24 protein-coding genes and 1 pseudogene are annotated in these 24,607 nt (G+C 60.9%); 10 read left to right on the top strand and 15 right to left on the bottom strand.

Annotation, left to right across the window (positions count from 1 at the left end; genetic code table 11):
- The first annotated feature begins 543 nt into the window (after positions 1 to 543).
- From ACFQDL_RS27290 to ACFQDL_RS27280, 3 genes are read left to right on the top strand one after another with little or no spacing between them, the layout of a single operon-like run.
- On the top strand, positions 544 to 1,677 hold the full coding sequence (locus tag ACFQDL_RS27290) for an ABC transporter substrate-binding protein (protein ID WP_379911741.1): 1,134 nt from the start codon (positions 544 to 546) through the stop codon (positions 1,675 to 1,677).
- Positions 1,664 to 2,731 (top strand): FecCD family ABC transporter permease, encoded by a 1,068-nt coding sequence (locus ACFQDL_RS27285; RefSeq protein ID WP_379911740.1) that lies wholly within the window; start codon positions 1,664 to 1,666, stop codon positions 2,729 to 2,731. The genes ACFQDL_RS27290 and ACFQDL_RS27285 overlap by 14 nt, the downstream gene beginning before the upstream one ends.
- Positions 2,725 to 3,504 (top strand): ABC transporter ATP-binding protein, encoded by a 780-nt coding sequence (locus ACFQDL_RS27280; protein ID WP_379911739.1) that lies wholly within the window; start codon positions 2,725 to 2,727, stop codon positions 3,502 to 3,504. Before ACFQDL_RS27285 ends, ACFQDL_RS27280 begins: the two co-directional genes overlap by 7 nt.
- A 119-nt stretch (positions 3,505 to 3,623) precedes the next feature.
- On the opposite strand, the gene ACFQDL_RS27275 is transcribed toward ACFQDL_RS27280, so the two are convergent.
- A complete protein-coding gene (locus ACFQDL_RS27275) occupies positions 3,624 to 4,259 on the bottom strand; it encodes a DsbA family protein (protein WP_379911738.1) in 636 nt (211 codons plus the stop codon).
- A gap of 1 nt (position 4,260) precedes the next feature.
- Positions 4,261 to 4,872 carry an NAD(P)-dependent oxidoreductase gene (locus tag ACFQDL_RS27270; RefSeq protein ID WP_379911737.1) on the bottom strand — a complete coding sequence of 204 codons (612 nt, stop codon included), beginning with the start codon at positions 4,870 to 4,872 and terminating at the stop codon, positions 4,261 to 4,263.
- A gap of 140 nt (positions 4,873 to 5,012) precedes the next feature.
- Between ACFQDL_RS27270 and ACFQDL_RS27265 the strand changes: the two genes are divergently transcribed.
- Positions 5,013 to 5,411, top strand: coding sequence for a winged helix-turn-helix transcriptional regulator (locus ACFQDL_RS27265; protein ID WP_379911736.1), 399 nt, complete (start codon positions 5,013 to 5,015; stop codon positions 5,409 to 5,411).
- A 1,336-nt stretch (positions 5,412 to 6,747) separates the two neighbouring features.
- Positions 6,748 to 6,957, top strand: a complete 210-nt coding sequence (locus ACFQDL_RS27260) for a hypothetical protein (protein WP_379911735.1) — start codon at positions 6,748 to 6,750, stop codon at positions 6,955 to 6,957.
- A 325-nt stretch (positions 6,958 to 7,282) separates the two neighbouring features.
- On the opposite strand, the gene aroQ is transcribed toward ACFQDL_RS27260, so the two are convergent.
- From aroQ to ACFQDL_RS27240, 4 genes are all read right to left on the bottom strand, one after another.
- Positions 7,283 to 7,720 (bottom strand): type II 3-dehydroquinate dehydratase, encoded by a 438-nt coding sequence (gene aroQ / locus ACFQDL_RS27255; RefSeq protein ID WP_379911734.1) that lies wholly within the window; start codon positions 7,718 to 7,720, stop codon positions 7,283 to 7,285.
- A 15-nt stretch (positions 7,721 to 7,735) separates the two neighbouring features.
- Positions 7,736 to 9,004 (bottom strand): TRAP transporter large permease, encoded by a 1,269-nt coding sequence (locus ACFQDL_RS27250; protein ID WP_379911733.1) that lies wholly within the window; start codon positions 9,002 to 9,004, stop codon positions 7,736 to 7,738.
- A gap of 4 nt (positions 9,005 to 9,008) precedes the next feature.
- The gene (locus tag ACFQDL_RS27245; RefSeq protein WP_379911732.1) at positions 9,009 to 9,497 is read right to left on the bottom strand and encodes a TRAP transporter small permease; all 489 of its coding nucleotides are present in this window, start codon (positions 9,495 to 9,497) and stop codon (positions 9,009 to 9,011) included.
- A gap of 72 nt (positions 9,498 to 9,569) precedes the next feature.
- Complete coding sequence (locus tag ACFQDL_RS27240; protein ID WP_379911731.1) at positions 9,570 to 10,589, bottom strand: DctP family TRAP transporter solute-binding subunit; 1,020 nt, start codon at positions 10,587 to 10,589, stop codon at positions 9,570 to 9,572.
- A gap of 754 nt (positions 10,590 to 11,343) precedes the next feature.
- Between ACFQDL_RS27240 and ACFQDL_RS27235 the strand changes: the two genes are divergently transcribed.
- Positions 11,344 to 12,288 carry a shikimate dehydrogenase family protein gene (locus ACFQDL_RS27235; RefSeq protein ID WP_379911730.1) on the top strand — a complete coding sequence of 315 codons (945 nt, stop codon included), beginning with the start codon at positions 11,344 to 11,346 and terminating at the stop codon, positions 12,286 to 12,288.
- A gap of 42 nt (positions 12,289 to 12,330) precedes the next feature.
- Entirely contained in the window at positions 12,331 to 12,996 is a 666-nt protein-coding gene (locus ACFQDL_RS27230) for a GntR family transcriptional regulator (protein WP_379911729.1), read from the top strand.
- A gap of 66 nt (positions 12,997 to 13,062) precedes the next feature.
- On the opposite strand, the gene ACFQDL_RS27225 is transcribed toward ACFQDL_RS27230, so the two are convergent.
- Positions 13,063 to 13,998, bottom strand: coding sequence for an AEC family transporter (locus tag ACFQDL_RS27225; protein ID WP_379911728.1), 936 nt, complete (start codon positions 13,996 to 13,998; stop codon positions 13,063 to 13,065).
- A 202-nt stretch (positions 13,999 to 14,200) separates the two neighbouring features.
- Entirely contained in the window at positions 14,201 to 15,127 is a 927-nt protein-coding gene (gene pcaQ, locus ACFQDL_RS27220; RefSeq protein WP_379911727.1) for a pca operon transcription factor PcaQ, read from the bottom strand.
- Between the two features lie 258 nt (positions 15,128 to 15,385).
- Between pcaQ and ACFQDL_RS33085 the strand changes: the two are divergent.
- Together ACFQDL_RS33085 and ACFQDL_RS27205 are read left to right on the top strand one after the other, a co-directional pair.
- Positions 15,386 to 16,525 (top strand): annotated as a pseudogene (locus ACFQDL_RS33085) (sugar phosphate isomerase/epimerase family protein); the annotation flags it as partial.
- An 89-nt stretch (positions 16,526 to 16,614) separates the two neighbouring features.
- A complete protein-coding gene (locus tag ACFQDL_RS27205) occupies positions 16,615 to 17,226 on the top strand; it encodes a VOC family protein (protein WP_379913391.1) in 612 nt (203 codons plus the stop codon).
- 142 nt (positions 17,227 to 17,368) lie between these two features.
- Here the strand turns inward: ACFQDL_RS27205 and ACFQDL_RS27200 are convergent, their stop codons facing one another.
- The 4 genes from ACFQDL_RS27200 to ACFQDL_RS27185 form a co-directional block, all read right to left on the bottom strand.
- Positions 17,369 to 18,217, bottom strand: a complete 849-nt coding sequence (locus ACFQDL_RS27200) for a shikimate dehydrogenase family protein (protein WP_379911726.1) — start codon at positions 18,215 to 18,217, stop codon at positions 17,369 to 17,371.
- 108 nt (positions 18,218 to 18,325) lie between these two features.
- The gene (locus ACFQDL_RS27195; RefSeq protein ID WP_379911725.1) at positions 18,326 to 19,837 is read right to left on the bottom strand and encodes a tripartite tricarboxylate transporter permease; all 1,512 of its coding nucleotides are present in this window, start codon (positions 19,835 to 19,837) and stop codon (positions 18,326 to 18,328) included.
- A gap of 27 nt (positions 19,838 to 19,864) precedes the next feature.
- A complete protein-coding gene (locus tag ACFQDL_RS27190) occupies positions 19,865 to 20,335 on the bottom strand; it encodes a tripartite tricarboxylate transporter TctB family protein (RefSeq protein ID WP_379911724.1) in 471 nt (156 codons plus the stop codon).
- Between the two features lie 105 nt (positions 20,336 to 20,440).
- Positions 20,441 to 21,445, bottom strand: coding sequence for a Bug family tripartite tricarboxylate transporter substrate binding protein (locus tag ACFQDL_RS27185; RefSeq protein ID WP_379911723.1), 1,005 nt, complete (start codon positions 21,443 to 21,445; stop codon positions 20,441 to 20,443).
- Positions 21,446 to 21,700: 255 nt separating this feature from the next.
- Between ACFQDL_RS27185 and ACFQDL_RS27180 the strand changes: the two genes are divergently transcribed.
- The gene (locus ACFQDL_RS27180) at positions 21,701 to 22,618 is read left to right on the top strand and encodes a LysR family transcriptional regulator (protein WP_379911722.1); all 918 of its coding nucleotides are present in this window, start codon (positions 21,701 to 21,703) and stop codon (positions 22,616 to 22,618) included.
- Between the two features lie 116 nt (positions 22,619 to 22,734).
- On the opposite strand, the gene ACFQDL_RS27175 is transcribed toward ACFQDL_RS27180, so the two are convergent.
- Genes ACFQDL_RS27175 through ACFQDL_RS27165 form a run of 3 tightly spaced genes read right to left on the bottom strand, consistent with a single transcriptional unit; the run spans position 22,735 to position 24,413 of the window.
- A complete protein-coding gene (locus tag ACFQDL_RS27175) occupies positions 22,735 to 23,157 on the bottom strand; it encodes a sugar phosphate isomerase/epimerase family protein (protein ID WP_379913389.1) in 423 nt (140 codons plus the stop codon).
- A complete protein-coding gene (locus tag ACFQDL_RS27170) occupies positions 23,073 to 23,570 on the bottom strand; it encodes a sugar phosphate isomerase/epimerase family protein (protein ID WP_379911721.1) in 498 nt (165 codons plus the stop codon). The genes ACFQDL_RS27175 and ACFQDL_RS27170 overlap by 85 nt, the downstream gene beginning before the upstream one ends.
- Positions 23,571 to 23,594: 24 nt before the next feature.
- A complete protein-coding gene (locus tag ACFQDL_RS27165) occupies positions 23,595 to 24,413 on the bottom strand; it encodes a hypothetical protein (RefSeq protein WP_379911720.1) in 819 nt (272 codons plus the stop codon).
- Positions 24,414 to 24,607 lie beyond the last annotated feature (194 nt).

Below are 24,607 nucleotides of genomic sequence, written 5' to 3'. Positions count from 1 at the left end.
CGCCCGGCGTAAGCGGCGTCCCGGAGGCATGAGACCTGAGTTGGGTACTTTCACTTTCACACCGTAAAGCCATTACAACATGGTGGCGCAAACAGATTTGTTCGATGCATGGTGCCGAAACGGCAATAAACTTCGCTTTCCCGCGCGCTCGCAGCATATATAAGCGTTCATTCCGGGCCGGACCGCCGCTGCGGGGGGCGTGCTACCGAACCAGGGGTATCGGGTCGCCTGCACGGCTGCCGTCTTTTGCGGCAGTTCCCGGCCCGCACGGTTTCGTGCCGGTGCATGCATGCCCGCTTCCCGGTCGATGCCGTCGCACTCCGTGACCGAGGAAGGGCTTCAGGGCACAGCGGCTAAGGGGAGCACGCCATTTTCCGGGTCGCCAGGGCTGAATATTGTAATGAGAATGATTTGCGGTTATATTGCCGCGCATTCGCGAATGCGTATCAGTTACTTGTCCGGCATCGTCAATTTCGCAGGCATCATATCCAAGAGGGAAGAGCGCTGCATCGGTGCCGGGGTGTCTCGGGAACAGGAGTTCAAATGAAAGTGAGGCAGTTGGCAGCGCTGGCCGGTCTGGGGCTCGCCGCGATGATATCGCCGGCCCTGGCCGAAAACATCACCGTCACGGACGTGGCCGGCCGCGAGGTGGTCGTGGATGCCCCCGTCGACCGGGTCATCCTCGGCGAGGGCCGACAGATCTATCTGGTCGGCGTTCTGGAGCCCGAAAATCCCTTCCAGCGGGTGGTCGGCTGGCGAGAAGATTTCTCCCAGGCCGACCCGGACAATTATGCGGCCTATCTGCATCAGTTTCCGCAGATGACGGACATCCCCACCTTCGGCGGCTTCAAGGACAGCACCTTCGACGTCGAGCAGGCCATCGCCTTGGATCCCGATGTCATCCTGATGAACATCGAAGCCAAAACCGCGACCGAATCGGCGCAGTATATCGAGAAGCTGGCAGCCGTCGGCATTCCGCTGGTCTACGTGGACTTTCGCGAAGACCCCTTCGCCCATACCGAACCGAGCATGCGCCTGATCGGCCAGCTGTTCGGCAAGGAAGAGGCGGCCGAGGCATTCATTGCGTACCGCGACCGGCAGATCGAGCGCGTCACCGAGGTGATCGAGGCCGCCAGCCCCGAGCGACCGTCCGTTTTCATCGACCGCGCGGGTGGTTACTCCGAAGAATGCTGCATGAGCTTCGGTGACGGCAATTTCGGCCGGTACGTCGAAATGGCCGGCGGCCGCAATATCGCCAGGGGCATCATACCGACAACGTTTGGGAATCTGAATCCGGAGCAGATCATTGCCGCCAACCCGGACCAAGTGGTGGTGACCGGCGGCAACTGGGATGCCTACGTGCCCGGCGGCAACTGGGTCGGCGTCGGTCCGGGATCGGATACCGGGGAAGCGCGCCGCAAGCTCGAGGGGCTGACCCGTCGTGCCGCCATGACCGGAATTCCGGCGGTCGAGCACGGTCAGTTCCACGCCATCTGGCATCAGTTCTACAACAGCCCCTACGAGTTCGTCGCCATTCAGCAGCTCGCCAAATGGCTGCACCCGGAGCTGTTCGCCGACCTGGATCCGGCGGCGACCTTCGTCGAGCTGCACGAGCGCTTCCTTCCGGTTTCCTACACTCCCGGCTACTGGGTCTCGCTGTCCGATGTCGAACGGTAATACGATTAGTCACCCGGCATCCGGGCGCGGTCAGTACCGCGCCCTGGTGCGGCGCCGGCAGCTCATGCTGGCCGGTTTCGGTATCGCCCTGCTGGTCAGCCTCTGCGTCGACCTTGCGCTGGGCCCGTCCAATTACAGCCTGGAGCAGGTGATACGGGCGCTGCTGGCCCCGGATTCGGTGCCGGTGCAGGTGCAGGTCGTGCTCTGGGAGATCCGCATGCCCATCGCACTGATGGCGGTGGTGGTCGGCGCCGCGCTGTCGGTCGCCGGCGCCCAGATGCAAACCATCCTCAACAACCCCCTCGCCAGCCCCTTTACCCTGGGCATCTCCGCCGGGGCCAGTTTCGGGGCGGCGCTGGCACTGGCGTTCGGCGTGACGCTGATCCCCGCGGCGATCGAATACGTGGTGCCGATCAATGCCTTTGCCGTCGCGATGCTGGCTGCTTTTCTGATCCACCTGGTGAGCATGCGCCGTGGCGTAACGGTGCAAACCATCGTCCTGCTGGGGATTGCCCTGGTGTTCACCTTCAATGCGCTGATCGCCCTGGTGCAGTTCTTCGCCACCCAGCAGGCGCTGGCGGCCGTGGTGTTCTGGACCATGGGCAGCCTGACCAAGGCGACCTGGGGCAAATTCTGGATCACCCTGGCCGTGGTGGCGGTCGTGCTGCCGTTCTTCTTCCGGCGTGCCTGGGCGCTCACCGCTATGCGGCTGGGGGATGCCAAGGCGGAGAGTTTCGGCATCAAGATCGCCCGCCTGCGCCTCGAAACCATGATCCTGGTCAGCCTGCTGGCCGCGATCCCGGTCGCCTTCGTCGGCACCGTGGGCTTCGTCGGCCTGGTGGGGCCCCACATCGCGCGCATGCTGATCGGCGAGGATCAGCGCTTCTTCCTGCCGGCCTCGGCGCTCTCCGGCGCGCTAATCCTGTCGGCGAGTTCGGTGGTGTCCAAGAGCCTGATTCCGGGCACGATCTTTCCCATCGGCGTGGTGACGTCGCTGGTGGGCATACCCTTCTTCATTTCCCTCATTCTCAGCAATCAGAGGCGCTCATGGTAACCCTGCGTCTGGACGGTATCGGCGCCGGTTACGGCGCGAGCCGGATCCTCTCGGACATCACCACTCCGACATTCGAGGCCGGCGAGGTCGTCGCCGTGATTGGTCCCAACGGGGCCGGCAAGTCTACCCTGTTCAAGCGCATCGCCGGTCTGCTGCCCGGTCCCGGCGCGGTGTGGCTGCAGGGGGCGGCGTCTGCGCTGGCGATCTGCTACATGCCGCAGGACACCGCCTGCAATACCGCCCTGAGCGTCTTCGAAGCGGTGATGCTGGCGCGCAAACAGGGGAGCTCGCTGCGGGTGTCGGAGCGGGATCTCGTGACGGTCGACGAGACCCTGGCCGTGCTGGGCATCGCCGCGCTCAGCGCCCGCAGCGTCGGCGACCTGAGCGGCGGTCAGCGGCAACTGGTCGGGATCGCCCAGGCGCTGGTGCGCGCACCTGAGATCCTGCTGATGGACGAGCCGACCTCGGCGCTGGACCTCCATCGTCAGGTCGAGGTGCTGTCGCTGGTCCGCCGGCTGGCGAAGGAGCGCAACATGATCATCCTGATCGCGCTGCACGACCTCAATCAGGTGCTGCGCTTCAGCGATCAGGCGATGGTGATCGCCGAGGGCGGCCTGCACGCCTGCGGCGCGGTCGAGCATATCGTCACGCCGTCGCTGCTGAAAAGCGTCTATCAGGTCGAGGCACGCATCGAAGCCTGTTCCCGCGGCCAGCGTCACGTCATCGTCGACGGCATGGTGCCACCGACGCAGGTACTGGCGATAACGGCTTGACGGATCAAGCCGCGGCCAGAGGGTTCAATCGCAAATTAACGGGGCGCTCGATAAAGACCCACGACAGGGGGCCTGGAAGCGCCAGACGCCCCGTCCATGGGGCTCCGTGAAAAATGCTCCTATGTCGCCTTCAACTCCGTCATCAGCGAATCCAGGTCACCGAAAAGCGCGCTGGCGTTCACCATACGAGGACTCTGTCCATCACCGGCGATCAGGGTGGGGACGCCCCGGGCACCGAAGTGGCGCATCTGGACCTGGCCCTCCGCGATGCGGATGCGACAGACGGACAGCAGTTCGTCATCCGCCGTGGCGAAACGTGCGGCAGCCTCTTCAAGCCCCAGCCCGGAGAGCACATCCGCGATGACCGCCGGGTCGCCGTTGTCACGCCCGTCCACATAGCGCACCTGCTGGATGGCCTTGAGCGTCTCCCATTCCCGTCCGGGTGTCGTCAGGCGTACGGCGGTCAGTGCAAGCGTCGCCGGACCCGAGTCGACTCGGGCGCTGCGGTCGCCCAGAACCTTCAGGCGGTATTCTTCGGTGAAGCGCTGACCGGAGAGTTGCGCGATGCGCAGGTCCGACTCCCAGGCGTGGCGTGCGAAGGCGTCGTTCATCGGGAAGGCGCCGTCGTCGGCGAACAGGCCCGTCGGGATGAGTTCAACCGCAAGGTCCTCTTGCGCCATCAGCCGGTCCAGCATAGGGGCGGCGCCATAGCACCAGCCGCAAAGGGGGTCGAGCAGATACAGGATCCGGTGCATCTCAATACCCTACCGTAAAGCGCTGGCGAACATGCTGCGGGTTCTCGATTTCGTCAACCAGGGCAATGGCGTAATCCTCGTAGGAAATGCTGCTGCCATTATCGTTGCTGAGCAACTGATCCTTGCCGAGGCGGAAGTCGCCGGTGCGCTCGCCGGGTACGAACAGGGCCGAGGGGGAGAGGAAGGTCCACTCGAGATCCTCAATCTCGCGCAGCAGGCCGAGGAATTGTGCGCCGCTTGTCGCTTCGTCGCGATAGATTTCCGGGAAGTCCGGCGTGTGGAGCAGTATGGCGCCGGGGGCCACCTCAAGGCTGGCTGCGCCGCCCACTACCAGATAACGCTTTACACCGGACAGGCGCACGGCTCTGATCAGGATGGCCGGATTGCTGATCAGAAAGCGTAGGGCGCTGACCACTGCATCATGTCCTTTTAGGAGTGCGGCAAGTCCTTCGCAATCCCGGATATCGCCGGCCTGGGCCTTGACGCCGTCAAGGCGCTCGACCTTGTCCGGATTACGGTCGATCGTGGTGACACTGTGACCCCGTGAAGCGAGTTCCCGAAGAATGCGCGATCCGACATTGCCGGATGCGCCGATAAGAGCGATGCGTGCCATCTCTGTGTCCTTAGTATGAATTGGAGATCTGGTCTAAAATATAGACCTAGGGGATTATCAGGAAGCGAAATGGCTTTCGCAAGAAGTCACCAGAATGTCATCAGGTCACCGAGAGCTGACCATTGAGCGAGGGATCCACCATGTCCAAGCACCGCAACGACGCCGCCTCGACGGAATTCGAACAACCCTGTCCGGTCAGAGATGTGCTCGACCGTATTGGCGATCAATGGAGCCTTCTGGTCCTGCTGACGCTTCAGGGCGAGACGAAACGTTTCAATGTGCTGATGCGCGAAATCGGCGACATCTCCAAGCAGATGCTCTCGCGGACGCTGAAACAACTGGAACAGGATGGCTACATCCGCCGTACCGTCTATGCCGAAGTGCCGCCGCGGGTGGAGTACGACTTGACGGACCTGGGCCGCTCTTTCCTGGAGCCGATGAAGCTGCTGGTCGCCTGGGCGGACACCCATCACCCTGCTATTCGCGAAGCGCGTCGCGCCTACAGCCAGAGGGCCAGCGGCGGTCGTCGCGAGGCCTGAATCTTCAGAGCGCCGGGAATCTTCATCCAGGAGGTTGCTGGCGTTCTCCGAATGTTCGACCGGTATGGGCGAAGAAAAGGCCTGCGCCGGTGCTGCCCAGCGCTGTCGCCGGATTGGTAGTGCCGCCAGGCCGCCATCGACGATCACATAGAAATCGGCCGTCGTGGCCGGGAGCTGGGCGTGCTTCGGCAGCTCCGGTACCGGTCAGATCAACGGCATCTTGCCGTTTACGCCGCAGACCACATCTGATTCGGTACCTTGTCTAGGTCGCTGTAAACTAGAGCTGACGGCCGTCCTAGTGCAACAACTATACATAGTTCGGAACTTTACATAGGTGCCGCTAGCGGCCCCCAGACTAGCAGCCGGTCACTCGCCATTTGGAGACCGACTCTAAGCCCGTCTGTGGCATGGTCGTCAGCCAGATTCGCGCGCGCCTCGATAACGCGCGCCTCGATAAATGTAAACATATATCGCGACCCAGCCTGCAGGTTCTTCTTCTTTCTAGTGGCGAACTGCACGGCGCCTCCTGGAGGGGCGAATCAGTATTTGCTATGGTTGGCGGGCGTGAGCCCAATGGCACGAGACTCTGCCTCGCGACCTTTTCTACCCGCTGTCCTAGAGGAGAAGGTCTCCATTGCTCGCCAACTGATTGAAGTCGAACTATCTGCGACCGCTTCGATAGCGTTGGCTGTCAGTATACACTCTGGGAACCATGCTGGATCTTCGTAGATTTTGTTGGACTCGATTGCTTGACGGAGTCAAAAAACAAGGCCAATATTGCGGCCGCCTTACAGCAGAGGTAGGGAAAGAAGTCTTAGAGATCAACGATTTAGAACTCTAATGCTTGTCTCGTTTCCCGCTCCAAATTTTTCTTCTCATATACCTCGAAGCAAGTGCCTGTCTGGCAGGCGACCCGCTGTTTATTTATCGGGCCCGCGACCGGAGCGCCGGCCGGTTGAATCTCGTTTCCCGCTCCAATACATCCTCTCATGTACCGCAAAACACCACCAATCTGGTGGGCGACCCGCTGTTCATTGGTCGGGGTCACGACCGTAGCGCCGGCCAGGTAGGATGGGTTGAGTGATGCATCCTGATGACCTCGAACGCATTGCACGTCATACAGGCATCACGAAACCCGTCGAATCGATCGTATTGCAGATCGATTGGCTTCGTTTGGCACGGTCATGGGGGCGGGGCTCTCCGGCTGCGCCGCTCTGGGTTTTATCTCATGCAACCAATTGCGGCTTGATTGGAAGTTCCCGCGCAGCTTTTTCTGCGCGAGTACGTCACGTATTTCTGCACAAGCCATCACCCCTGTATTCGTAAATGCACGCCAATGCTGGCGTTCGCGGGAATGACGGTGCATAGCTGCAAAACAACATGCGTAAAGCTGGCGTTGCTGCCGGAAAAGCTGACACTCGATACAGCGCGCGAGACGGTTGCCCTGTTCCATCACTACTGGCAATCGGAAAAGGCTAACTTGCCGCTTTCCAGTGATGTCATTTCCACCATCGAAAGCCATCTCAAGAAACTTCCAATAGCCTGACAGCGGAGGCCGACGTCATACCATTCCGGTCCGGTGCCCTCTCTGTCCTCCTTCTTCGGCTTTGCTCAGGTGTGACGCAGCATCACGAACCGTGCTGCCCGCACCACCCTTTGCGCTCGACGGCCTGAGGCGGCCATATTCGGTCCCTCAGCCAATTGGTCAACTTGCACGACAACGAACCTGACAAGGCATGGACCCTAACCTCATGAAATATGTCGGCCAGGATTACGCTTGATGCCGAGGTGCAAAATCTTCAGAAAAAAGCCCGGCACCCCCTGCTCGAAATTCGGAGATGCCGGGCCGAACGGTAAAGCGAAGTTGCTTTTTACCCGAGCCGGTGCGCCAGGTAGTCCAGGGCCGCCAGATAGCCGCGGGTGCCGAGGCCGGCGATAACGCCATCGGCACGGACCGAGACGTAGGAGTGGTGGCGAAAAGCTTCGCGCTTGTGCACGTTGGAAATATGTACCTCGACCACCGGCGCTTCGAAGGTGTTCAGCGCGTCGAGGATCGCCACCGAGGTATGGGTGTAGGCCGCCGGATTGATGATGATACCGGCGGCTTTCTCCCGGGCCTCGTGAATCTTCTCGACGAGCACACCCTCGTGATTGCTCTGGAAAAATTCGATCTCGAGTCCGAATTCGTCGGCTTTTTCTTCCACCATGGCCTGAACGTCGGCCAGGGTTTCATGCCCGTAAACCTCCGGCTGGCGGGTGCCCAGCAGGTTCAGGTTCGGGCCGTTCAAAACATAGATCAGCTTGCTCATTCAAGTGTCCTGAAATCAGTAACCGAAGATCCGCGGCAGGAAGGTCACTGTCTGCGGAACGAAGGTGATGATGGCCAGCACGATCAGTTCGACCAGGAACAGCGGCATGATGCGTCTCGAGATGGCGCCCATGCCGACGTTGGCGATCGAGTTCGAGACGAACAGGCAGATGCCCATCGGCGGTGTCACCAGGCCGATCATCAGGTTGAAGATTACCACGATACCGAAGTGTGTCGGATCGATACCCAGGCTCATCGCGATCGGATGCAGGATCGGCAGCAGGATCAGCATTGCCGCGATGCCTTCCAGGAAAAGCCCGACGATCAGCAGGATGCCGTTGACCAGCAGCAGGAAGGCCCAGGGACTGGTGATCTGTTCCAGCACCATGGCGCTGATGTTCTGCGGTACGCGGGAGAACGTCAGCAGCCAGTTGGCGGCGGCGACCACGGCGATGATGATCAGAATGATCGACGAATCGCGCATCGCCCGAATGAAGATTTTCGGCAACTGGGCGACCTTGAGGCTACGCAGCACGAACATGCCGGCTACCAGGGCGTAGCCGGCGGCCAGCGCAGCCGCTTCGGTCGGAGTGACGATACCCGTCAGGATCGAGCCGACGATGAATACCGGCATGAACAGCGGAATCCACGCATCGACGAATGCCTTGAAACGCTCCCTGGCCGACAACTTCTTCTGCATCGGCGCATAGTGTCCGGCGTAGATGCGCACATAGACGGAGAGACCGATCGCCAGCAGGACGCCCGGCGCCACGCCGGCGAGGAACAGTGCCGGTACAGAAACGCCGCTGGTGATCAGCGCATAGATGATGACCGGGATGCTCGGCGGAATCATTGGGCCGATGACCGATGAGGCGGCGGTCAGGGCCGCGGCGAAGTCGCGCGGATAGCCTTCCTTTTCCATTTCCGGAATGAAAATCCTTCCCAGAGCCGAGGTGTCGGCGACCGCCGAGCCGGACAGCCCGGCGAAGATCACCGAAGCCCAGATGTTGACTTGGGCGAGGCCGGCTTTCATATGCCCGACCAGGGCATTGGCGAACGTGATGATGCGGCCGGTGATGCCGCTTTCGTTCATCAGCTCGCCGGCGAGCACGAACAGCGGAATGGCGAGGATTGCAAAGGAATCCATGCCGGCAAAGATACGCTGGCTGACCAGACTGATCGAAAAGGGCGTCTGGCCCACATAACTGACGATGGCCAGCAAAATTGCAAAGGCAATGGGGCTGCCGATGGCCAGCAGCACGAAGAGTGTCAGAAATCCAACCATGATCTTATTCGCTCTGCTGGGGTTGAGCCTGGGCCTCTGTCCGGTGGCCGAAGCGTTCCATAAGTTTGATCAGCGCGGCCAGGGTCAGACCGATACCGCCCACGATCATGGCCGACTGAAAGACGTACATCGGCAGACCGGTACCGGTGGCCAGGATGCCGCCACGCTTGAGCACGAAGAGGTAACCGGACCAGACCAGTACGACACCCGATCCCAGGGTGGTGATGTCGACCAGGATGTTGAAAAGTCTCTGTACCTGAACCGGGACGGCGTCGGCGACGAAGCCGAACCTGATATGGATGCCTTCGAGATAGCAAAGGATGGTGCCGAACATCGCACCGTAGATCATCGCGTACTTGGCGATCTCTTCGCTCCACTGGATGGGGGCATTCAGTGCGTAACGGCTGAGACTGCTGCCGAGCACGACTGCGAAGACAATGAACAGGGAACCGCCTGTCAGCCAGGACAGGACTTTCTTGTAGAGCAGTTTCATAACGAGATCCCAGACGACAGGTATGGAGGGAAGGGCACCGGGGCCAGAACCCCGGTGCAGCCGTCACGAACCTCAGTCCGCGGTTGCAGCCTTCACGGCATCCTGTGCCTTGGTGATCCAGCTCGGGTCGAGCTGGGTCTTCAGCCACTCAAGGACCGCCGGCTGGGCGGCCGCCTTGAACTTTTCCATCTGCTCGGCGGTCGGGCTGGTGATCTCCATGCCCGCTTCCGACAGCTTGAACAGACCTTCAGCGGAGTTGACCTGCTGGATGGCGCGGCCGACGAGACCGGCGGTCTTGGCGGCGTTGCTGATCAGCGTCTGATCATCCGGGCTCAGGCTCTGATACAGGTCTTCGTTGATGACCAGGAAGTCGGTGCCGTAGACGTGGCCGTCCAGCGTCAGATACTTCTGCATTTCATAGAGCTTGTTGCCGTAGATAACGCTGACCGGGTTTTCCTGTCCGTCGACCACGCCAGTGGCCAGAGCGGACGGGACTTCCGGCCAGGCGATCGGGGTCGGTTCGCCGCCCATGGACTTGACCATCTCGACGAACAGCGGAACGGTCATGACGCGGATCTTCAGGCCCTCGAGATCCTTGGGTTCGGCGATCGGACGTTTCGAGTTGGTGAAGTTGCGAAAGCCCGTTTCGGCATAGGCCAGGGTACGCAGGCCGGTCTTTTCGAGGCAGTGGGCGCTCAGGTCCTGACCGAACTGGCCATCCAGCACTTCCCAGGCAACCGGCGCGGACGGAAACAGGTAGGGAACGTCCAGCACACCGGCTTCAGGACACAGCTGGGAGAAGGGGCCCGAAACCATCGCCATGCTAAGGGTGCCGTCCTGGGCGGACTGCAGCAGATCGGTTTCACCACCGAGCTGGCCGGCCGGATAGACGTTGACGCTGATGCGTCCACCGGTCTGACCTTCAACCAGCTCCTTGAATACCTTGCCGGCCGCGCCTTTTTTCGAGGTGGTCCACTCCTGCGGATCGACATGGCCGAGGGTCAGTTCGATCTCGGCCGCCTGGGTCTGCAGGCCGAGAACGGTGGCGGCAGCGGCAATGGCGAGGGTTATTTTTTTTGTCGGCAGTTGCATTGTTGTATCTCCTTCGGGCGACCTGGGCCGCTCTGGTTGTTGTTCTTCGCTCGCGATGTCGAAAGATGCAGAGTCATCCAGCGATGTTCGGAGGCTATCAAGGTTGTTGACTATAGTCAATTATATGGGGTTATAGAATAAATACCCTATACTTTTGGTTTTGGACGATCGCGGGACTCGGTCAGTGGGGGCTGTTCACTACCGATGCGATCCTCCAATGGACAGGCTTTTTCCGTAACGCGGGAGCCGCCTTCGATACGGCTTCCTGTCGGTCGCACCTACTCTGTATCAATGGATTCGTTATGAAAAATGAGGTTTTGATTGTTTCATATATCGTTATCGATATAGAACTTTGAATTCAGGCGCTTGGGGCGTGACGAATGCGCAAAAAACAGCTGGCCGGGTACCCGAAGGTATCGAGTCGATGGATTGGATAACGGTCGCACGCTGGCATCCCTGTAGCCTGGCTGGCCGTTCTGTCGTCGCAAAAAGGATAGACCGGGTTGGAACGAAGCGTCACTCCGACCCGATGTTGTCGTTACCTGCCGGGTTCAGCCTGGTTATGCTTTCATAAATATCCTATATTTACAAAAACAAAGTATATATTGACGATTGAACTCTGATATGGATATGATCCGGCTAAACTTCGCGCGGCAGGCTGGCATGTAGATAGAGCTCAGGCGTTCCGGTGCGATGCAGCTTTTATCGGGCGATGCCTTCGCGAGTCACCATCCTCGGATTCTGGAGAATAAGAATGTTGAAGCTCGGACTTATCGGTCAGTCAATCGCGCAGTCCCGCGCGCCGGCCCTGCACAAAATGCTCGGCGAGATCTATGGCATTCCGGTGGCCTACGCGCTGCATGAGCCGGCGGACACCAGCGCCCAGGCGTTCGCCACGACGCTCCGGCAGATGCGCGAGCAGGGTTATCGCGGCACCAATGTGACCTTCCCGTACAAGCAACTGGCGGTTGCCGAGGCGGATAGCGTCAATACCGCCGTGGCCCGCACAGGCGCCACCAATACGCTGTCGCTGGGGGATCGCGTCGAGGCCTACAATACCGATTACACCGGCTTTATCCGCGGTTACCGCGGCCGGGTAGGCGAGCTGCCGGCCGGTCGCGTGCTGCTGGTCGGCGCCGGTGGGGTGGGGCGGGCGATCGCCTTCGCGCTCTTCGAACTGGGGGCGACCGAGGTGCAGGTATTCGACCTCAGCGATGACAGTGCCCGCTCCCTGGCCGCCGCACTCAAGGCTGCTGGCTACAACGCAACCGCCATCGGGCAGGATCGCTTTGACGAAGCGGTCCGGATGGCGGATGGCCTGGTGAATTGCACGCCGGTCGGGCACTACAAGACGCCGGGCAGTCCTGTCCCGGCCGAGCTGATCGGCCGCCAGCGCTGGGCCTTCGATGCCGTTTATACACCGCTCGATACCGAGTTCCTGATCCAGGCCCATCGCCAGGGCGTGCGAATCGTGTCCGGTTTCGACCTCTTTATCTATCAGGGTATCGATGCGTTCGAGATCTTCAGTGGCATCGCTGTCGATGATCCCGCCCCCTTATCCAACGCTTCAAGCAGCAGTTTGCGATCAGCAGTAAGCTTATCGGCTGAAGCGAAGCTGTTGACGAGACTGTCGCCTGGCAGGATGCTCCCGTCATGTGACAGTCGTCATGCCCTACGTCCTGCCGCGCTATTCGTGTAATATAGGACGAACCGAAAACACTCCTATATTCCCGGACAACTTATGAATACTGCCGTCGATCGCAAGCTGGTCGGTCAGACCGTCTATGAAAGTCTTCGCAACGATATCGTGACCGGCAAGCTGGTGCCTGGTGGGAAGCTCAAACTCAACGAGTTGCGCACCCGCTACGGGGCCAGCGTCAATACGCTTCGCGAGACGCTGATGCGATTGGTTTCGGACGGCTTTGTGCTGTTCGAGGACCAGAAAGGGTTTCGGGTCAATCCGGTCTCGACGACCGATCTCGAAGAGCTGGTGGAGCTGAGGGTGACGCTGGAAACTTTGGGGCTGAGGAAGTCGATGGCCAATACGCAGAACCTGATGGACTGGAAGTCCCGGCTGCTGAGCGCCCACTATCGACTCGGCTGCATGGAAAAGCTGATGATGGAAGATGAGACGGCCCATGTACAGGAGTGGGAAAGAGCCGACCGCGAGTTCCACATGACCATCGTCTCGCACTGCGGCTCGAAACAGTTGCGCCGCTACCATGCATCCGTTATCGAACTCTTCATGCGCTACCAGGTGCTGGCGCTGAACAAGCGCCCGTTCCGCGGCCAGGCCAGTATCGACGACCATCAGAAACTGCTGGACCTGATCATGAACGATGATCAGCAGGGGGCCGAGAGCCTGCTGACCGCCCATATCATCGCCGGCCGCGAACTGCCGGTCTGAGTGCCCGCCCCCTAATTCGGATATTAATTTCTCCTTCGCCCGCTCTGCGGGCGAACCGATGACATCTTAAAGCAAGACCCCCAGCGTGATGCTGATGGTCGCGAACGACAGCACCGTTGTCGCCAGCAGCATGCTCGAGCACAGGTTGCGATAACCGTAGTTGCCGCCGATGATCGGATAGATGCTCATCATCGGCATCGCCGCCATCAGGATCGCGGCGACCTTCAGTTGCGGGTCCAGGCCCGGTACCAACCAGATCATCAGGCTGACCAGCAGCGGATGCAGCACCAGCTTGCCGGCGACCACCGTGCCGATTTCACCGAGGTTGCCGCGCAGGGAGGCACTGACCAGCGAACCGCCTACCACGAAGAGCGCAAGGGTGGCAGCCGTACGTGCCAGCATCTGCAGACTCTGCTCGAACACCCCGGGTAGCTGCAGGTCGACGGCGGATGCGGATATGCCGGCGGCGATGGCGATAATCAGCGGGTTGCGTAGCACCCGAGAGAGAACGGCGCGCCAGGCTTCGACCAGGGTGGTGCCGTTCTGGCGGCCGATGCTGTATTCGATGGTGACCAGTGCCAGCGGCAGTATCAGGATATTTTCGACGATCAGACACATCGCGAAGGCGTTGGTCGGCGGGTGATCGAAAACCAGCAGCAGCACCGGATAGCCGAAAAAGGCACTGTTGGAGATCGATATGCCGATGCCCTTGACCCCGCTGCCCTTGAGATCGTTGCGCAGCAAGGTCTTGCTGACCAGAATGCCGAGGGCAAGGGCCAGTACCGAACCACCGCCGTAGATCAGCATATAGGCAGGATCGATCACCTCTGAGAATTCCATGGTGCCGAGGGTGCTGAAGATCAACGCCGGCATTGCGAAGTAGAGCACGAAGCGGCCGAGCCCCGGTATGGCGTCCTGCGGCATCAGCGTCGTTTTGACGGCAGCGAAGCCCAGCGCAATCAGCATGAAAATGGGGGCCGTCGTGGCCATGATCTCAAGCATGGTATCTCTCCGTGAAGGCTGATTCCGGTTGTGCGTCGCAACGTTCGATCCGGGCGGAATCACGGGACCGGGGGCGGGATGGAGGGGCCGCAGTCGAACGGGCCGGAATGGCCGTGTCGGTGCCACCGCTATTGCAGCCAGATATTGTCAAAGTTTCAAAACGATATGTAAATTCACTTTTGATCGGGTTTATATATCGATTTCAGTATGAGTCGGCATAGTGGGTGGCGGCTTCCCGGATGGCGTTCATCAGCAACTGCAGCATCGGCGACGGCGTGGCGTCGGCACGGGTCGTCAGCCCGACCGGTCCCTGGGTATCATCGGTGTCGAGCGGCAGTTCGACGAACTCGCCGGTCCCCAGTTCACGGGCCACGACGCCACGCGAAACGACCCAGATGGCATCGGTCTGGCGAATAAACTCCTTGCCGAAGGAGTCCGACGTCGTCTCGACCGGATCCTGTGGGGTGGCGATGCCATGGGCCAGCAACAGTCGCTCGATGGCCGGTGCGATGGTGGATTCCGGCGGCGGCAACAGGATTCTGTAGTCGTGGATGGCGGCGATCATCAGGGCGCCCTTTCGTGCCAGCGGATGCCGCTGATGTACGACAAAGGCGACCCCCTCGGAATAGAGATACTGGAAGGACAGTCCGGACATCAGGTCGACGGCCCCAAGGCGCCCGACCACCAGATCCAGAGCGCCCACCCTGAGCTGGTTGAGCAACTGGGCGTTCGGGCCCGAGACCAGATTCAGTCTGATACCGAGGTCGTTATCGTACAGCGACTTGACGGCCCGGGGCATGATGCTGGTCGCCACCGTCGGCAGGACCCCGACACCGAGACGGGTTTTGCTCTTCTGCCTGGCCTGGGCGATGCTGTCGGCGCCTTCTCTCAACGCGGCGACGCTTGCGCCGGCATACTTGAGGAACACCTCACCAAACTGGGTCAGTTCGACCCCTTTCTTGCTGCGTTCCAGCAGGCGAACGCCCAGCATTTCCTCGAGCTCCTTGAGCTTTTTCGATACCGCCGGCTGAGTCAGCGCCAGCATCCCGGCGGCACGGCCGACGCTGCCCTGACGTGCCACTTCCAGGAAGCATTGCAGATGTCGATACTTGATGCGATTTTCGAGCATGACCTTGATTCCAGAAAATATAGGATGAGTCAAAGATAATTGAACGCATTCTTTTTATGCCAGATAACACTGAATGATAGCGCTTTTGGTATATCAATAACGATATGTAAGTACGTCCATTATTCATTTTTATTGCCTGGATCTTCGGGCTACTGTTAAGGCATCCAGAAAGAAAATTCCTTTAGCTGCAGGCAATGGCGGTGCTGTGCCGGCAATGTCCACAGCGCCCACGCTGAACCAGACGACGAGAACCACGACATGAAAACGGCACTGGCAACGGTCAGCATTTCCGGCACGCTGCGCGAAAAGCTTCTGGCGATTGCCAAGGCGGGCTTCGACGGCGTCGAAATATTCCACAACGATCTGACCCAGTTTGACGGCAGCCCCGGCGATGTGCACAGGATGGCCGAGGACCTCGGGCTCGAAATCATCGCGTTGCAACCTTTCCGCGATTTCGAGGCGATGCCGGAGCCCTGGCGCAGCCAGAACTTCCACCGGGCGCGTTGCTGGTTCGAAACGATGCACGAACTCGGCTGCCGGCGCATGCTGATTTGCAGCAACGTCTCGCCCCATGCGATCGACGACCGCGACCGGGCCGCCGCCGATCTGTACGAACTCGCCGGGCTGGCGAGCCAGGAGGGCATCATGCTCGGTTACGAAGCCCTGGCCTGGGGCCGTTACGTCGCCGACTACGAGGTCGCCTGGGACATTATCAAGAGAGCCGACCACCCGAACCTCGGCATCAATCTCGACACCTTTCACATGTTCGCCCGCGGCAATACCCTGGACTGTCTGCGCGACGAGATCCCGATCGAGAAGATCGCCCTGGTCCAGGTCGCCGACGCGCCGCGTTTGCAGATGGAAGTGCTGCATTACAGCCGCCACTTCCGCTGCTTCCCGGGACAGGGGGATCTGCCGGTGGTGGAGTTCGTGCAGTGCCTCAGGGACAAGGGGTTCGACGATTATCTCTCCCACGAGATCTTCAATGATGAATTCCGCGCCTCGGCACCACAGGAAAAGGCCGTCGACGGCATGCGTTCGCTGATCTGGCTCGACGAGCAGACTTCGGGGGCGGTCCGATCAGCCCGAAATCACCGATGTCGAGTTCATCGAGTTCGCGGTCGAGGGCGACAGCGGCGAAGAGTTGATCGGCCTGCTCAGGTGTCTAGGCTTTCGCGAGACCCACCGTCACCGCTCGAAGAACGTCAGCCTGATGCGCCAGGGGATATCAACCTGGTGCTGAACCGCGAGCCGCAGAGCCTGGCCCACGAACACTATCAGGCCCATGGCGTCTCGGTCTGTGCACTGGCGTTTGCCACTTCCGACCTGAAACGGACACTCGCCCGGACCGAGCACTACCACTGCAGCCGCTTCGCCAATCAGGCCGGTCCCGGCGAGCTGAACATACCGGCGATCCGCGGTATTGGCGACAGCCTGGTCTATTTCGTCGAGCGGGGGCCAGGTTTCGCTTCTTTGACATCGATTTCGTGTCGGTGGCAGGCGAGGAGGCCGGGGATATCGGCTTGCAGCGGATCGACCATATCGGCCAGACCGTGTCCAACACCGACTTCCTCTCGGCGGCTTTCTTCTACAAGTCGCTGTTCGGCTTCGACATCGAGGCCAGTACCGACCTGCCGGACATCTACGGCCTGGTGGTCAGCCGGGTTGCGATCAGCAAGAACGGCCGCGTGCGGATCCCGATCAACATGACGGCGGCACGGGAAGCCTCGGCCCAGCGCTTCATCAGCAAGTCGAAGGGCTCCGGTGTGCAGCAGATCGCCTTCGGCTGCGACGATATCTTCGCGGCTGCCCGCCAGGCCGGCGCTGAAAATCTGCTGCCGGTTCCGGACAACTACTATCGTGACCTCGATGCCCGCTTTGGTCTCGATGCCGAACTGTTGGAACGGTTACAGGGTCTGAACATCCTATATGACCGCAACGACGACGGCGAATTCTTCCACTTCTATACCCGGGAAGTGCATGGTGTCTTCTTCGAGGTGGTGCAGCGCCTCGGCGGCTACAATCGCTACGGTGAAGCCAACGCCCATATCCGCCTGGCGGCCCAGGCCCGGGAGTACCGCCGGGAAGACGATGTTTGAGTATTGACCGGGGTGCCCGAAAAGCTCGCCCGTGGGAGCCCGGTCTCCGGGCGAGCTGCTTGGGTACCGGGGATATTCGCCCACGGAGTGGGCTCCCACAAAAGCAGACCTGGTGGGAGCTTGGTCTTTGGGCGAACCTGTTTTAGTACCGGGGATTTTCGCCCACGGAGTGCTCTCCCACAAACGGCACCCGGAAATACTCCCGATACATCTCGATCTGCGGCGCCAGCATATGGATACCCTGATGGACGCGCAGGCCCCGCTGGGCCGCATGCTTCAGCAGCCGCGTTTGCGCCGGCTTCATGATGATATCGGCCACCAGGGTCTCGTTGTGCAGCCTGTCGACATCGAACGGCAGTGGGTCCGTTTCGCGCAGGCCCATCGGGGTCGAGTTGATGACGATGTCGGCATCCTGTAGCTGGGGCGTTACGCTGGCGTCGACCCTGCCGTTGTACCTGGCATTGAGGCGCTGTGCGAGCCGGGACGCTTTCTCCTTCGACAGGTCCGTCACATTCAGGCGCTGGACGCCGGCCTGCAGGAGCGCGGCCGCGATGGCGACGCCCGCACCGCCGCTGCCGACCAGGGTGACGATCTTGCCGGCCGGGTCATGGCCCTGCTGCATCAGGCCCGCCACGAAGCCCAGGCCATCGAAGTTTTCGCCGCTCCAACTGCCATCGATCTCGCGGCGCAGCGCATTGGCGGCGCCCGACAAGCTGACCATCTCGCTGGCAGTGTCGATATGGGCACAGACGTCGAACTTGTGCGGAATGGTGATCAGCATGCCGTCGAGATTGGCGATCTGCTTGAGCCCCGGCATCACCGTCGGCAGTTCGCAGGGGTGGACATGGACAGGTACCATGACGGCATCGACGCCGTTGGCGACGAAAACCCGGTTCATCAATTCCGGCGCCTTGACCTGAGCGACGGGATCCCCGAGGACGACAAAGACGCGGGTCGTGCCCTGTGGGCTCGGTATCAGAAGATTTTCCATGACTGTCTCCGCTGAAAGAGGGGCGGACGGCACTGGTGGGAACCGCTTAGGCGGTCCCCGGGGCGTGCTTCGTCTGAAGTTGGGTTGAGAAAGGTCGCGGCTTGCCACTCAGGAGGTGGGCTGTTTCAGCTGGCTTTTGATGAGTTTCGGCAGCGGCGTCTGGCTGAGCAGCAAGGCCGCCACGACCAGGGTCAGAATCAGCGAGATCGGGTGGGTCAGCAGCTCGAGGCCGAGTGCGGCCGGGTCGTCGCCGACCGAGATCATCGCGCGCCGGTAGGAGACGTCCATCAGCGGCCCGAGGATCACGCCGAGGATGATCGGCCCGACCTGGAAGCCGGCCATCTTCAGGAAGTAGCCGAAGATGCCGAAGCCCAGCAGCCAGAAGATGTCGGCGATATTGTTGTTGATGGCATAGGCGCCGACCACCGACAGAATGATGATCAGCGGCAGCAGAATGCCCTTGGGCAGTTCCACCATCTTGGCGAAGACGCGGATGCCGGTGAGGCCGAAGATCAGCAGGAAGATGTTGGCCAGCACCAGGTTGCCGACGGTGAACCAGAACAGGTGCGGCGTTTCGATCATCATCATCGGGCCGGGTTTCAGGCCGTGAATGTACAGGGCTCCGATGATCACCGCGGTCACCGCATCGCCGGGCATGCCGAGGGTCAGCATCGGGATATAGGCGCCGCCGACGGCGGCGTTGTTGGCCGATTCCGGCGCGACGAGGCCTTCGTAGGCACCCTTGCCGAACGGTTTGCTGGGCTTCTTGACCGAGCGCTTGGCGTGGTCATAGGCCATCAGGGAGGCGATGTCGCCGCCGGTGCCGGGCAGGGCGCCGATAAAGACACCGATGAAAGATGTGCGGATCGACAGCGGCAGATACTTCACCACCACCTTCCAGGACGGAATGATCTTCGAGACGTCCTGCTTGATCGGCTTCAGGCCGATATGGTGCAGCTGGTACAGCGCCTCGGAGACGCCGAAGAAGCCGATCATCGCGACCACGTAGGGAATGCCGCCAAGCAGCATCACGGTATCGAAGGTGAAGCGGCCTTCGGCGGTCATCGGATCCATGCCGACCATGCCGATACAGGCGCCGAGCGCGGCGCAGAAGATCCCCTTGGCCATCGATTCGCCGGACAGACTGGCGACCAGCAGCAGGCCCATCAGCGCCAGCAGCAGATAGTCCCGCGGTGCAAACATCAGCGCCACGTCCGACACCATCGGCGCGGCGACGGCCAGTACCAGGATGCCGACGAAGCCGCCGATCACCGAGACCACGGTGGTGATGCCGATGGCCTGGCCGGCGAGTCCCTGCTTGGCCAGCGGGAAGCCGTCGAAGGCGGTGGCGATGGCCGAGGGGGCGCCGGGGATGTTGAGCAGGATGGCGGTGCGGGAACCGCCGTAGACGCCGCCGATATAGATGCCGACCATCAGCGCCAGGGCATCGTTGACGTCCCAGGAGAAGGTGAAGGAGATCAGGATCGACACGGCCATGGTCACGGACAGGCCGGGAATGGCGCCGACATAGATTCCGGCCAGGGTGCCGAGCGCCGTCAGCAGCAACAGCGAGGGATCGAACCACGCCATCGTAAAGTAACCGAACATAGATTCAGACATGAAAAGACTCCTCTGCCGGGCCGCGGGTCAGGGCAGCACGACCTGGAACAGGTAGTGGAAGATACCGTAGATCACGGCTACGGCTGCGGCGGCGATGAGTACGGCGCGGACCGGCCTACTGCCGCGCAGGTAGATGAAGCCGCAGCAGAGGAACAGGAAGGTGCTGATGAGGAAGCCCAGCGGCTGGAGCAGCAGCATGTAGGCGACGATCAGTAGCGTGAACAGCACGATCCGGCGTGGCAGCAGTTCACCGATCACGACCCAGGCCGGATGTTTTTCGTCGGCCGGTGTCTTGAGGCTGATGCGAATGTTGGCAACCACCAGGTTGATCATGCACAGGGTCATGATAACGGCCGCACCGAGCGGGAATGCGCCGGCGGAGCTGAGGCCGGAAAAGCCCGAGATCTGGTAGGCCTGGAAGAGGACGAAAAAGCTGAATATCAGCAGCAGAATACTGATGCTAAGCTCGCCCGGATGAAGTTTGCGTGCGCTTTTCATAGCGGGTACCACAGGTTAGGCAGCGGCGGGACGTCTGTCGGACGGGGGCCGGTTGGGGAGCGGCCGGGTCCGGCAGACGCCCAAGGCGTCCGCCGGCTGGGGATATCAGGGTTTGGGAATGCCGAACTCTTCGGGCGATACCTTGGTTTCGCCGACATTATGCAGCGACCAGGTGGTCACGGACTGCCAGTGTTTAAGGAACTGATCGGCTTCGTTACCGCTGATATTCATCACCACGGCCCCGAAGTCTTCCATGAACTTGGCGAACTTCGGGTCGGCCGCCGCCTTGCCGAAGGCTTCGGTCAGCTTCGCCTTGGCCTCGTCCGGAATATCTTGCTTGGCGAAGATGCCGTAAAAGGGGCCCCAGGGCAGGAATTTCTTGAATTCCGGCAGATCCTCGGTGATCAGCGGAATATCCTCGAGTCCCGGCACCGGCTCATCGGACACCACGGCCAGCGGCTTCACGCGACCGGCGCGTATATGTTCGCGTACCGCAGTCAGGCCGGCCGGCATGAAGTCGACATGGCCGCCCTGCAGTGCGGTAACACCCGGGCCTTCGCCGTCGAAAGGCACGGCGCGGACATCGAACTCGGCGGAGGATTTCAGCATGGCACCGACGACGAAGGGCAAGCCGCCGGGACCGGTCGAGCCCATCTTGATCTCGCCGGGATTGGCCTGAACATCGGCCACCAGGTCCTTAACCGAGTTCCAGGGCTTATCGTTGTTGGCGACGATCACGACAACGCCCCGGGCCAGGATGCTGACCGGATAGAAGTCGGCGTAGTCGATCTTGGACAGCCCCAGTACCTTGTGCAACTGCGGGTTTTCGGCGCCGTACAACAGGGTATAGCCGTCGCTGGGGCGGGCATTGACGAAGTTGGTGGAGATGGCACCGGCACCGCCCGATCGGTTGGTCAGGACGATGCTTTTTCCGAGGTGGGGTTCGACCAGCGGCGTGATGGCGCGGGCGACGTTATCGGTGGCGCCACCTGCGCCCCACATGATCGCACCCTGAAGATCCTTGTCCGGAAAGTCGGCAGCCAGGCTGTTGCCGGCGACAAACCCTGCGAGGGCGGTGCAGGCCAGTGTCTTGATCAGATTTTTTTTCATTGTTGTAGGTCCTTGTTGTTATCGGGGTGGCTTGTCCTGTTTTCCGAGGCGCCGATCGTCCTGTTAGCGGTCGTCGGCATCGCTCTTCGCAGCAGAACCAACTGCATGGGGTTGTATTCTCCGCGATAGCGACTAAAGGTCAAATACCTATATTGGCCATATCTATAACATAATGTTAAGTTTTGCTCGCGCTGATCCTTTTATTAAAAGTAGCCCAGCGGGGGGATGGTCAATGGAAAAATCAAGGGGGATGGCATGCCGAAACGCCAGTTGACACTGCGCCAGATCGAGGTGATTCGGGCCATTATGGTGGCGGGATCCATTGCCGGGGCTGCCCGGCTGCTCAACGTCTCCCAGCCCGGCCTGAGCCGGACGATGAAGCACGTCGAATCGATGCTGAAGATCAAGCTGTTCTCGCGCAGTGGCGGCAAGTACACGCCCAGTCCCGAGGCGCAGAGCGTCTTCGCCCAGCTCAACGAGGTCTACAAGAAGCTCAACGATCTGCAATTCTCGATCGAACAGCTCGAGCAGGGGCTGGACGTCGAATTTTGCTTCGGCTCGGTGCCGAGTATCGGCCACTCGATGGTGCCGCGAGCGATTCGCAGGCTCAAGGAGCAGTATCCGCAGCTGCGCATCAACCTGGAAACCCTGAAACTGGAAGAGGCTGTCGACTATCTGCTGCTGGAGAGAGGCGAGTTCGTCTGCATGAGTTACCGCTTCGATCATCCGGCCATCAGTTTTCAACCGCTCGGTGCGGGGGAGCTCGCCTGCCTGGTGCACGCCAGTCATCCCCTCGCCGACCGGCCCGCGGTCAGCGCCCGGGAGATCGCGCGCTATCCGCTGATCGGGATCGATCCGGGGGATCCCTACGGCGGCATTCTGGCGAGCATCTTCGAGCGGCAGGGACTGGACTTCGACATCGTGATCCGCGTCCGTTACGGCTCGATGATCATCAGTCTGGTGCGACAGAATCTCGGCATCGCGGTACTCGACAGTTTCACGCTATCGGATCTCGGGCTTTCGGCCGGGGAGCTGAGGGTGATACCGATCGACGAGGAAGCCCGCTTCGACACCTACGTGGCCAGTCGCAGGGATCAGGAGCTTTCGAGCTTCGCGGACAGCTTCGTCGAGGCGATCAGAACCGAAATGATTCTTCAGGGTAGGGTGGAATGAGGGAACCGAATTCCACCGGCGTTTTCAGGCTACTCGGCTGTTCGTTTCGATCAAACGCCGCCGGCGTACCAGGCAATCGGTGGAATTCGCGCCTGCGGCGCTTATTCCACCCTACGTTACTCCAGCCCGTCGAGAATCCACTGCCGGGAGCGGATGGCGTGCTGCAGCGACGCCTCCGGACTCAGGGCCAGGTATTTGTCGTTGTAGACGTCGAAGACATAATCTCCCTCGTAGCCTACAGACTGGCAGAAGCGCACCAGCTCACGGATGCTTTCGCCATGGCTGCCTTCGCCGGGATAGAGGCGATAGTGGCGTGCGATGTCGATACGGTCTTCGAGTGCCGGAATGGTGCTCATCGCGAAGTCGGACAGATGCACCAGCGCGAAGCGGGCAGCGGGAATGTCCCTCAGATCCTCGGGGCCCTCGAGCTGCGCCAGCAGGTGAAAGCTGTCGATCACCAGGCCGAGGTTCGCGTTGCCGGCGCGCTGCAGGATGTCCCAGGCCGCTGCATAGCTTTTGGCACCCGGTGCCCAGGACAGCGGTTTGAAAGCGATCCTGACGCCCAGGGTGTCGCCAGTGTCGCCAGGATGCGAAGATCCTCGGCGATACGGTCGGGCTCGGGCGCCGCATGGGTCGAGGTGGCGGGGGTGACGATCAGCTGCCGGCAGCCAAGGCGCACCATCTGCCGCAGATAGGACTTGGCCAGCTCCAGCTTGTAGGCGAGGATCCGGCCCGAATGGCCGCCGAAATCCTTCACTTCCTGCAGTGCGCTGATGCGCAGGCCGCTGTTACGTATCCGTTCAATCGAACCGCTGACGCCGTCGCCGGAGCCGGACAGATCGAGTGCGCCGAGCTCGATCGAACCGAAGCCGGCATGCTTGATGGCATCGAGTTTCTGTTCCAGTGAGCCGGTCAGACTCAGGGTGCTGATGGAAAATTGGGGTGCTGACATCGTTTGCCTTGTTTTGTTTGTCGCCTAGCGTTCGATAAGAAAATCCACGGCCTCGACCAGAGCGTCGTGCTCGAGCTTCCAGCCGTCCTGATCAAGGGACTTGCAGTCAATACCGGCTGCGCCAAGAGCCGCGCAGGCACTGGCCGGTTCGTCCGTCGCCAGGTGAATGGCGCTGATGCCCTCGTCGGACAGATCGAATTCAGCGTCGGCTATCTCGGCGAACCTCAGCTCGAAACTCCCGTCCGGGCTGCGGATGCGGCTGTCCGTCAGGTCTTCGAACCCGAACAGGCGACAGAAGAAATCCCGCCACTCGGCAGTACGTCCGGAACCGACCGACAGCGTCAGCCTCGAGACGCGCTGCAGCATCGGGCCCGTGGTCGCCCCTTCCGGCAGAGGCTTGAAATCCACGTCGTAGATGCTCAGGTCCCTGCCATAGCGATCGACCAGATAGATCTGGGTGCCCCCGAGGCTTTCCACCGCCGGAATGTTCAGCTCCATGGCCCCGGCAGAGGTGCTGGCTTCCCAGGCGCCCTGCGCCAGCAACTTCTGATAGGCGTCGGTGGCATCGGCGACACGGAATGCCAGGGCGCAGATCGAGATGCCATGTTCCTGGGCAAAGGACTGCGCGAAGCTTCCCGGGGTTGCATTGACGATGAAGTTGATCTCACCCTGACGGTACAGGGTGACGTCCTTGCTACGATGTTTGGCCGTGGCCCTGAATCCCATCTTTTCGAGCAGTTGGATCAGTGGCTGCGGATCCGGTGCGGCAAACTCGACGAACTCGAAGCCTTCGATGCGAATGGACAGCAGGTCCTGGCCGGTACTGAGCGGACGGTCTGGCATGGGGTGAACGGCTCCCTGATTTTCGATGGCGGACTGAGACAGTATAGGCGCTGCGTAACGATCCTCGTCGGGCGCCTGAGCCGAGTATTGTAAACGTCGGCCTGATCCGGGAAAACCGTCGCTTTCAGATGGCGCTAATCGCTGCTTGTCCGTCGCAGTGGCAGTTGCGTTTCTTCTCGGCGTTAGTGCGATCA

The organism is Marinobacterium aestuariivivens (assembly GCF_042661465.1).
In the GTDB taxonomy this organism is placed as follows: domain Bacteria; phylum Pseudomonadota; class Gammaproteobacteria; order Pseudomonadales; family Balneatricaceae; genus Marinobacterium_A; species Marinobacterium_A aestuariivivens.
The sequence above is the reverse complement of the archived record's forward strand: the minus strand, read 5'-3'. Positions and strand labels throughout refer to the sequence as shown.

Excerpts from the sequence above, each read along its gene's own strand:
- ACFQDL_RS27185 (WP_379911723.1), bottom strand. The coding sequence starts at position 21,445 with ATGAAAAAAAATCTGATCAAGACACTGGCCTGCACCGCCCTCGCAGGG.
- pcaQ (WP_379911727.1), bottom strand. The coding sequence starts at position 15,127 with ATGCTCGAAAATCGCATCAAGTATCGACATCTGCAATGCTTCCTGGAA.
- ACFQDL_RS27170 (WP_379911721.1), bottom strand. The coding sequence starts at position 23,570 with ATGTCAGCACCCCAATTTTCCATCAGCACCCTGAGTCTGACCGGCTCA.
- ACFQDL_RS27195 (WP_379911725.1), bottom strand. The coding sequence starts at position 19,837 with ATGTCTGAATCTATGTTCGGTTACTTTACGATGGCGTGGTTCGATCCC.
- ACFQDL_RS27285 (WP_379911740.1), top strand. The coding sequence starts at position 1,664 with ATGTCGAACGGTAATACGATTAGTCACCCGGCATCCGGGCGCGGTCAG.
- ACFQDL_RS27235 (WP_379911730.1), top strand. The coding sequence starts at position 11,344 with ATGTTGAAGCTCGGACTTATCGGTCAGTCAATCGCGCAGTCCCGCGCG.
- ACFQDL_RS27165 (WP_379911720.1), bottom strand. The coding sequence starts at position 24,413 with ATGCCAGACCGTCCGCTCAGTACCGGCCAGGACCTGCTGTCCATTCGC.
- ACFQDL_RS27180 (WP_379911722.1), top strand. The coding sequence starts at position 21,701 with ATGCCGAAACGCCAGTTGACACTGCGCCAGATCGAGGTGATTCGGGCC.
- ACFQDL_RS27260 (WP_379911735.1), top strand. The coding sequence starts at position 6,748 with ATGCTGGCGTTCGCGGGAATGACGGTGCATAGCTGCAAAACAACATGC.
- ACFQDL_RS27200 (WP_379911726.1), bottom strand. The coding sequence starts at position 18,217 with ATGGAAAATCTTCTGATACCGAGCCCACAGGGCACGACCCGCGTCTTT.
- ACFQDL_RS27280 (WP_379911739.1), top strand. The coding sequence starts at position 2,725 with ATGGTAACCCTGCGTCTGGACGGTATCGGCGCCGGTTACGGCGCGAGC.
- aroQ (WP_379911734.1), bottom strand. The coding sequence starts at position 7,720 with ATGAGCAAGCTGATCTATGTTTTGAACGGCCCGAACCTGAACCTGCTG.
- ACFQDL_RS27230 (WP_379911729.1), top strand. The coding sequence starts at position 12,331 with ATGAATACTGCCGTCGATCGCAAGCTGGTCGGTCAGACCGTCTATGAA.
- ACFQDL_RS27245 (WP_379911732.1), bottom strand. The coding sequence starts at position 9,497 with ATGAAACTGCTCTACAAGAAAGTCCTGTCCTGGCTGACAGGCGGTTCC.
- ACFQDL_RS27240 (WP_379911731.1), bottom strand. The coding sequence starts at position 10,589 with ATGCAACTGCCGACAAAAAAAATAACCCTCGCCATTGCCGCTGCCGCC.
- ACFQDL_RS27290 (WP_379911741.1), top strand. The coding sequence starts at position 544 with ATGAAAGTGAGGCAGTTGGCAGCGCTGGCCGGTCTGGGGCTCGCCGCG.
- ACFQDL_RS27265 (WP_379911736.1), top strand. The coding sequence starts at position 5,013 with ATGTCCAAGCACCGCAACGACGCCGCCTCGACGGAATTCGAACAACCC.
- ACFQDL_RS27190 (WP_379911724.1), bottom strand. The coding sequence starts at position 20,335 with ATGAAAAGCGCACGCAAACTTCATCCGGGCGAGCTTAGCATCAGTATT.
- ACFQDL_RS27250 (WP_379911733.1), bottom strand. The coding sequence starts at position 9,004 with ATGGTTGGATTTCTGACACTCTTCGTGCTGCTGGCCATCGGCAGCCCC.
- ACFQDL_RS27225 (WP_379911728.1), bottom strand. The coding sequence starts at position 13,998 with ATGCTTGAGATCATGGCCACGACGGCCCCCATTTTCATGCTGATTGCG.
- ACFQDL_RS27270 (WP_379911737.1), bottom strand. The coding sequence starts at position 4,872 with ATGGCACGCATCGCTCTTATCGGCGCATCCGGCAATGTCGGATCGCGC.
- ACFQDL_RS27275 (WP_379911738.1), bottom strand. The coding sequence starts at position 4,259 with ATGCACCGGATCCTGTATCTGCTCGACCCCCTTTGCGGCTGGTGCTAT.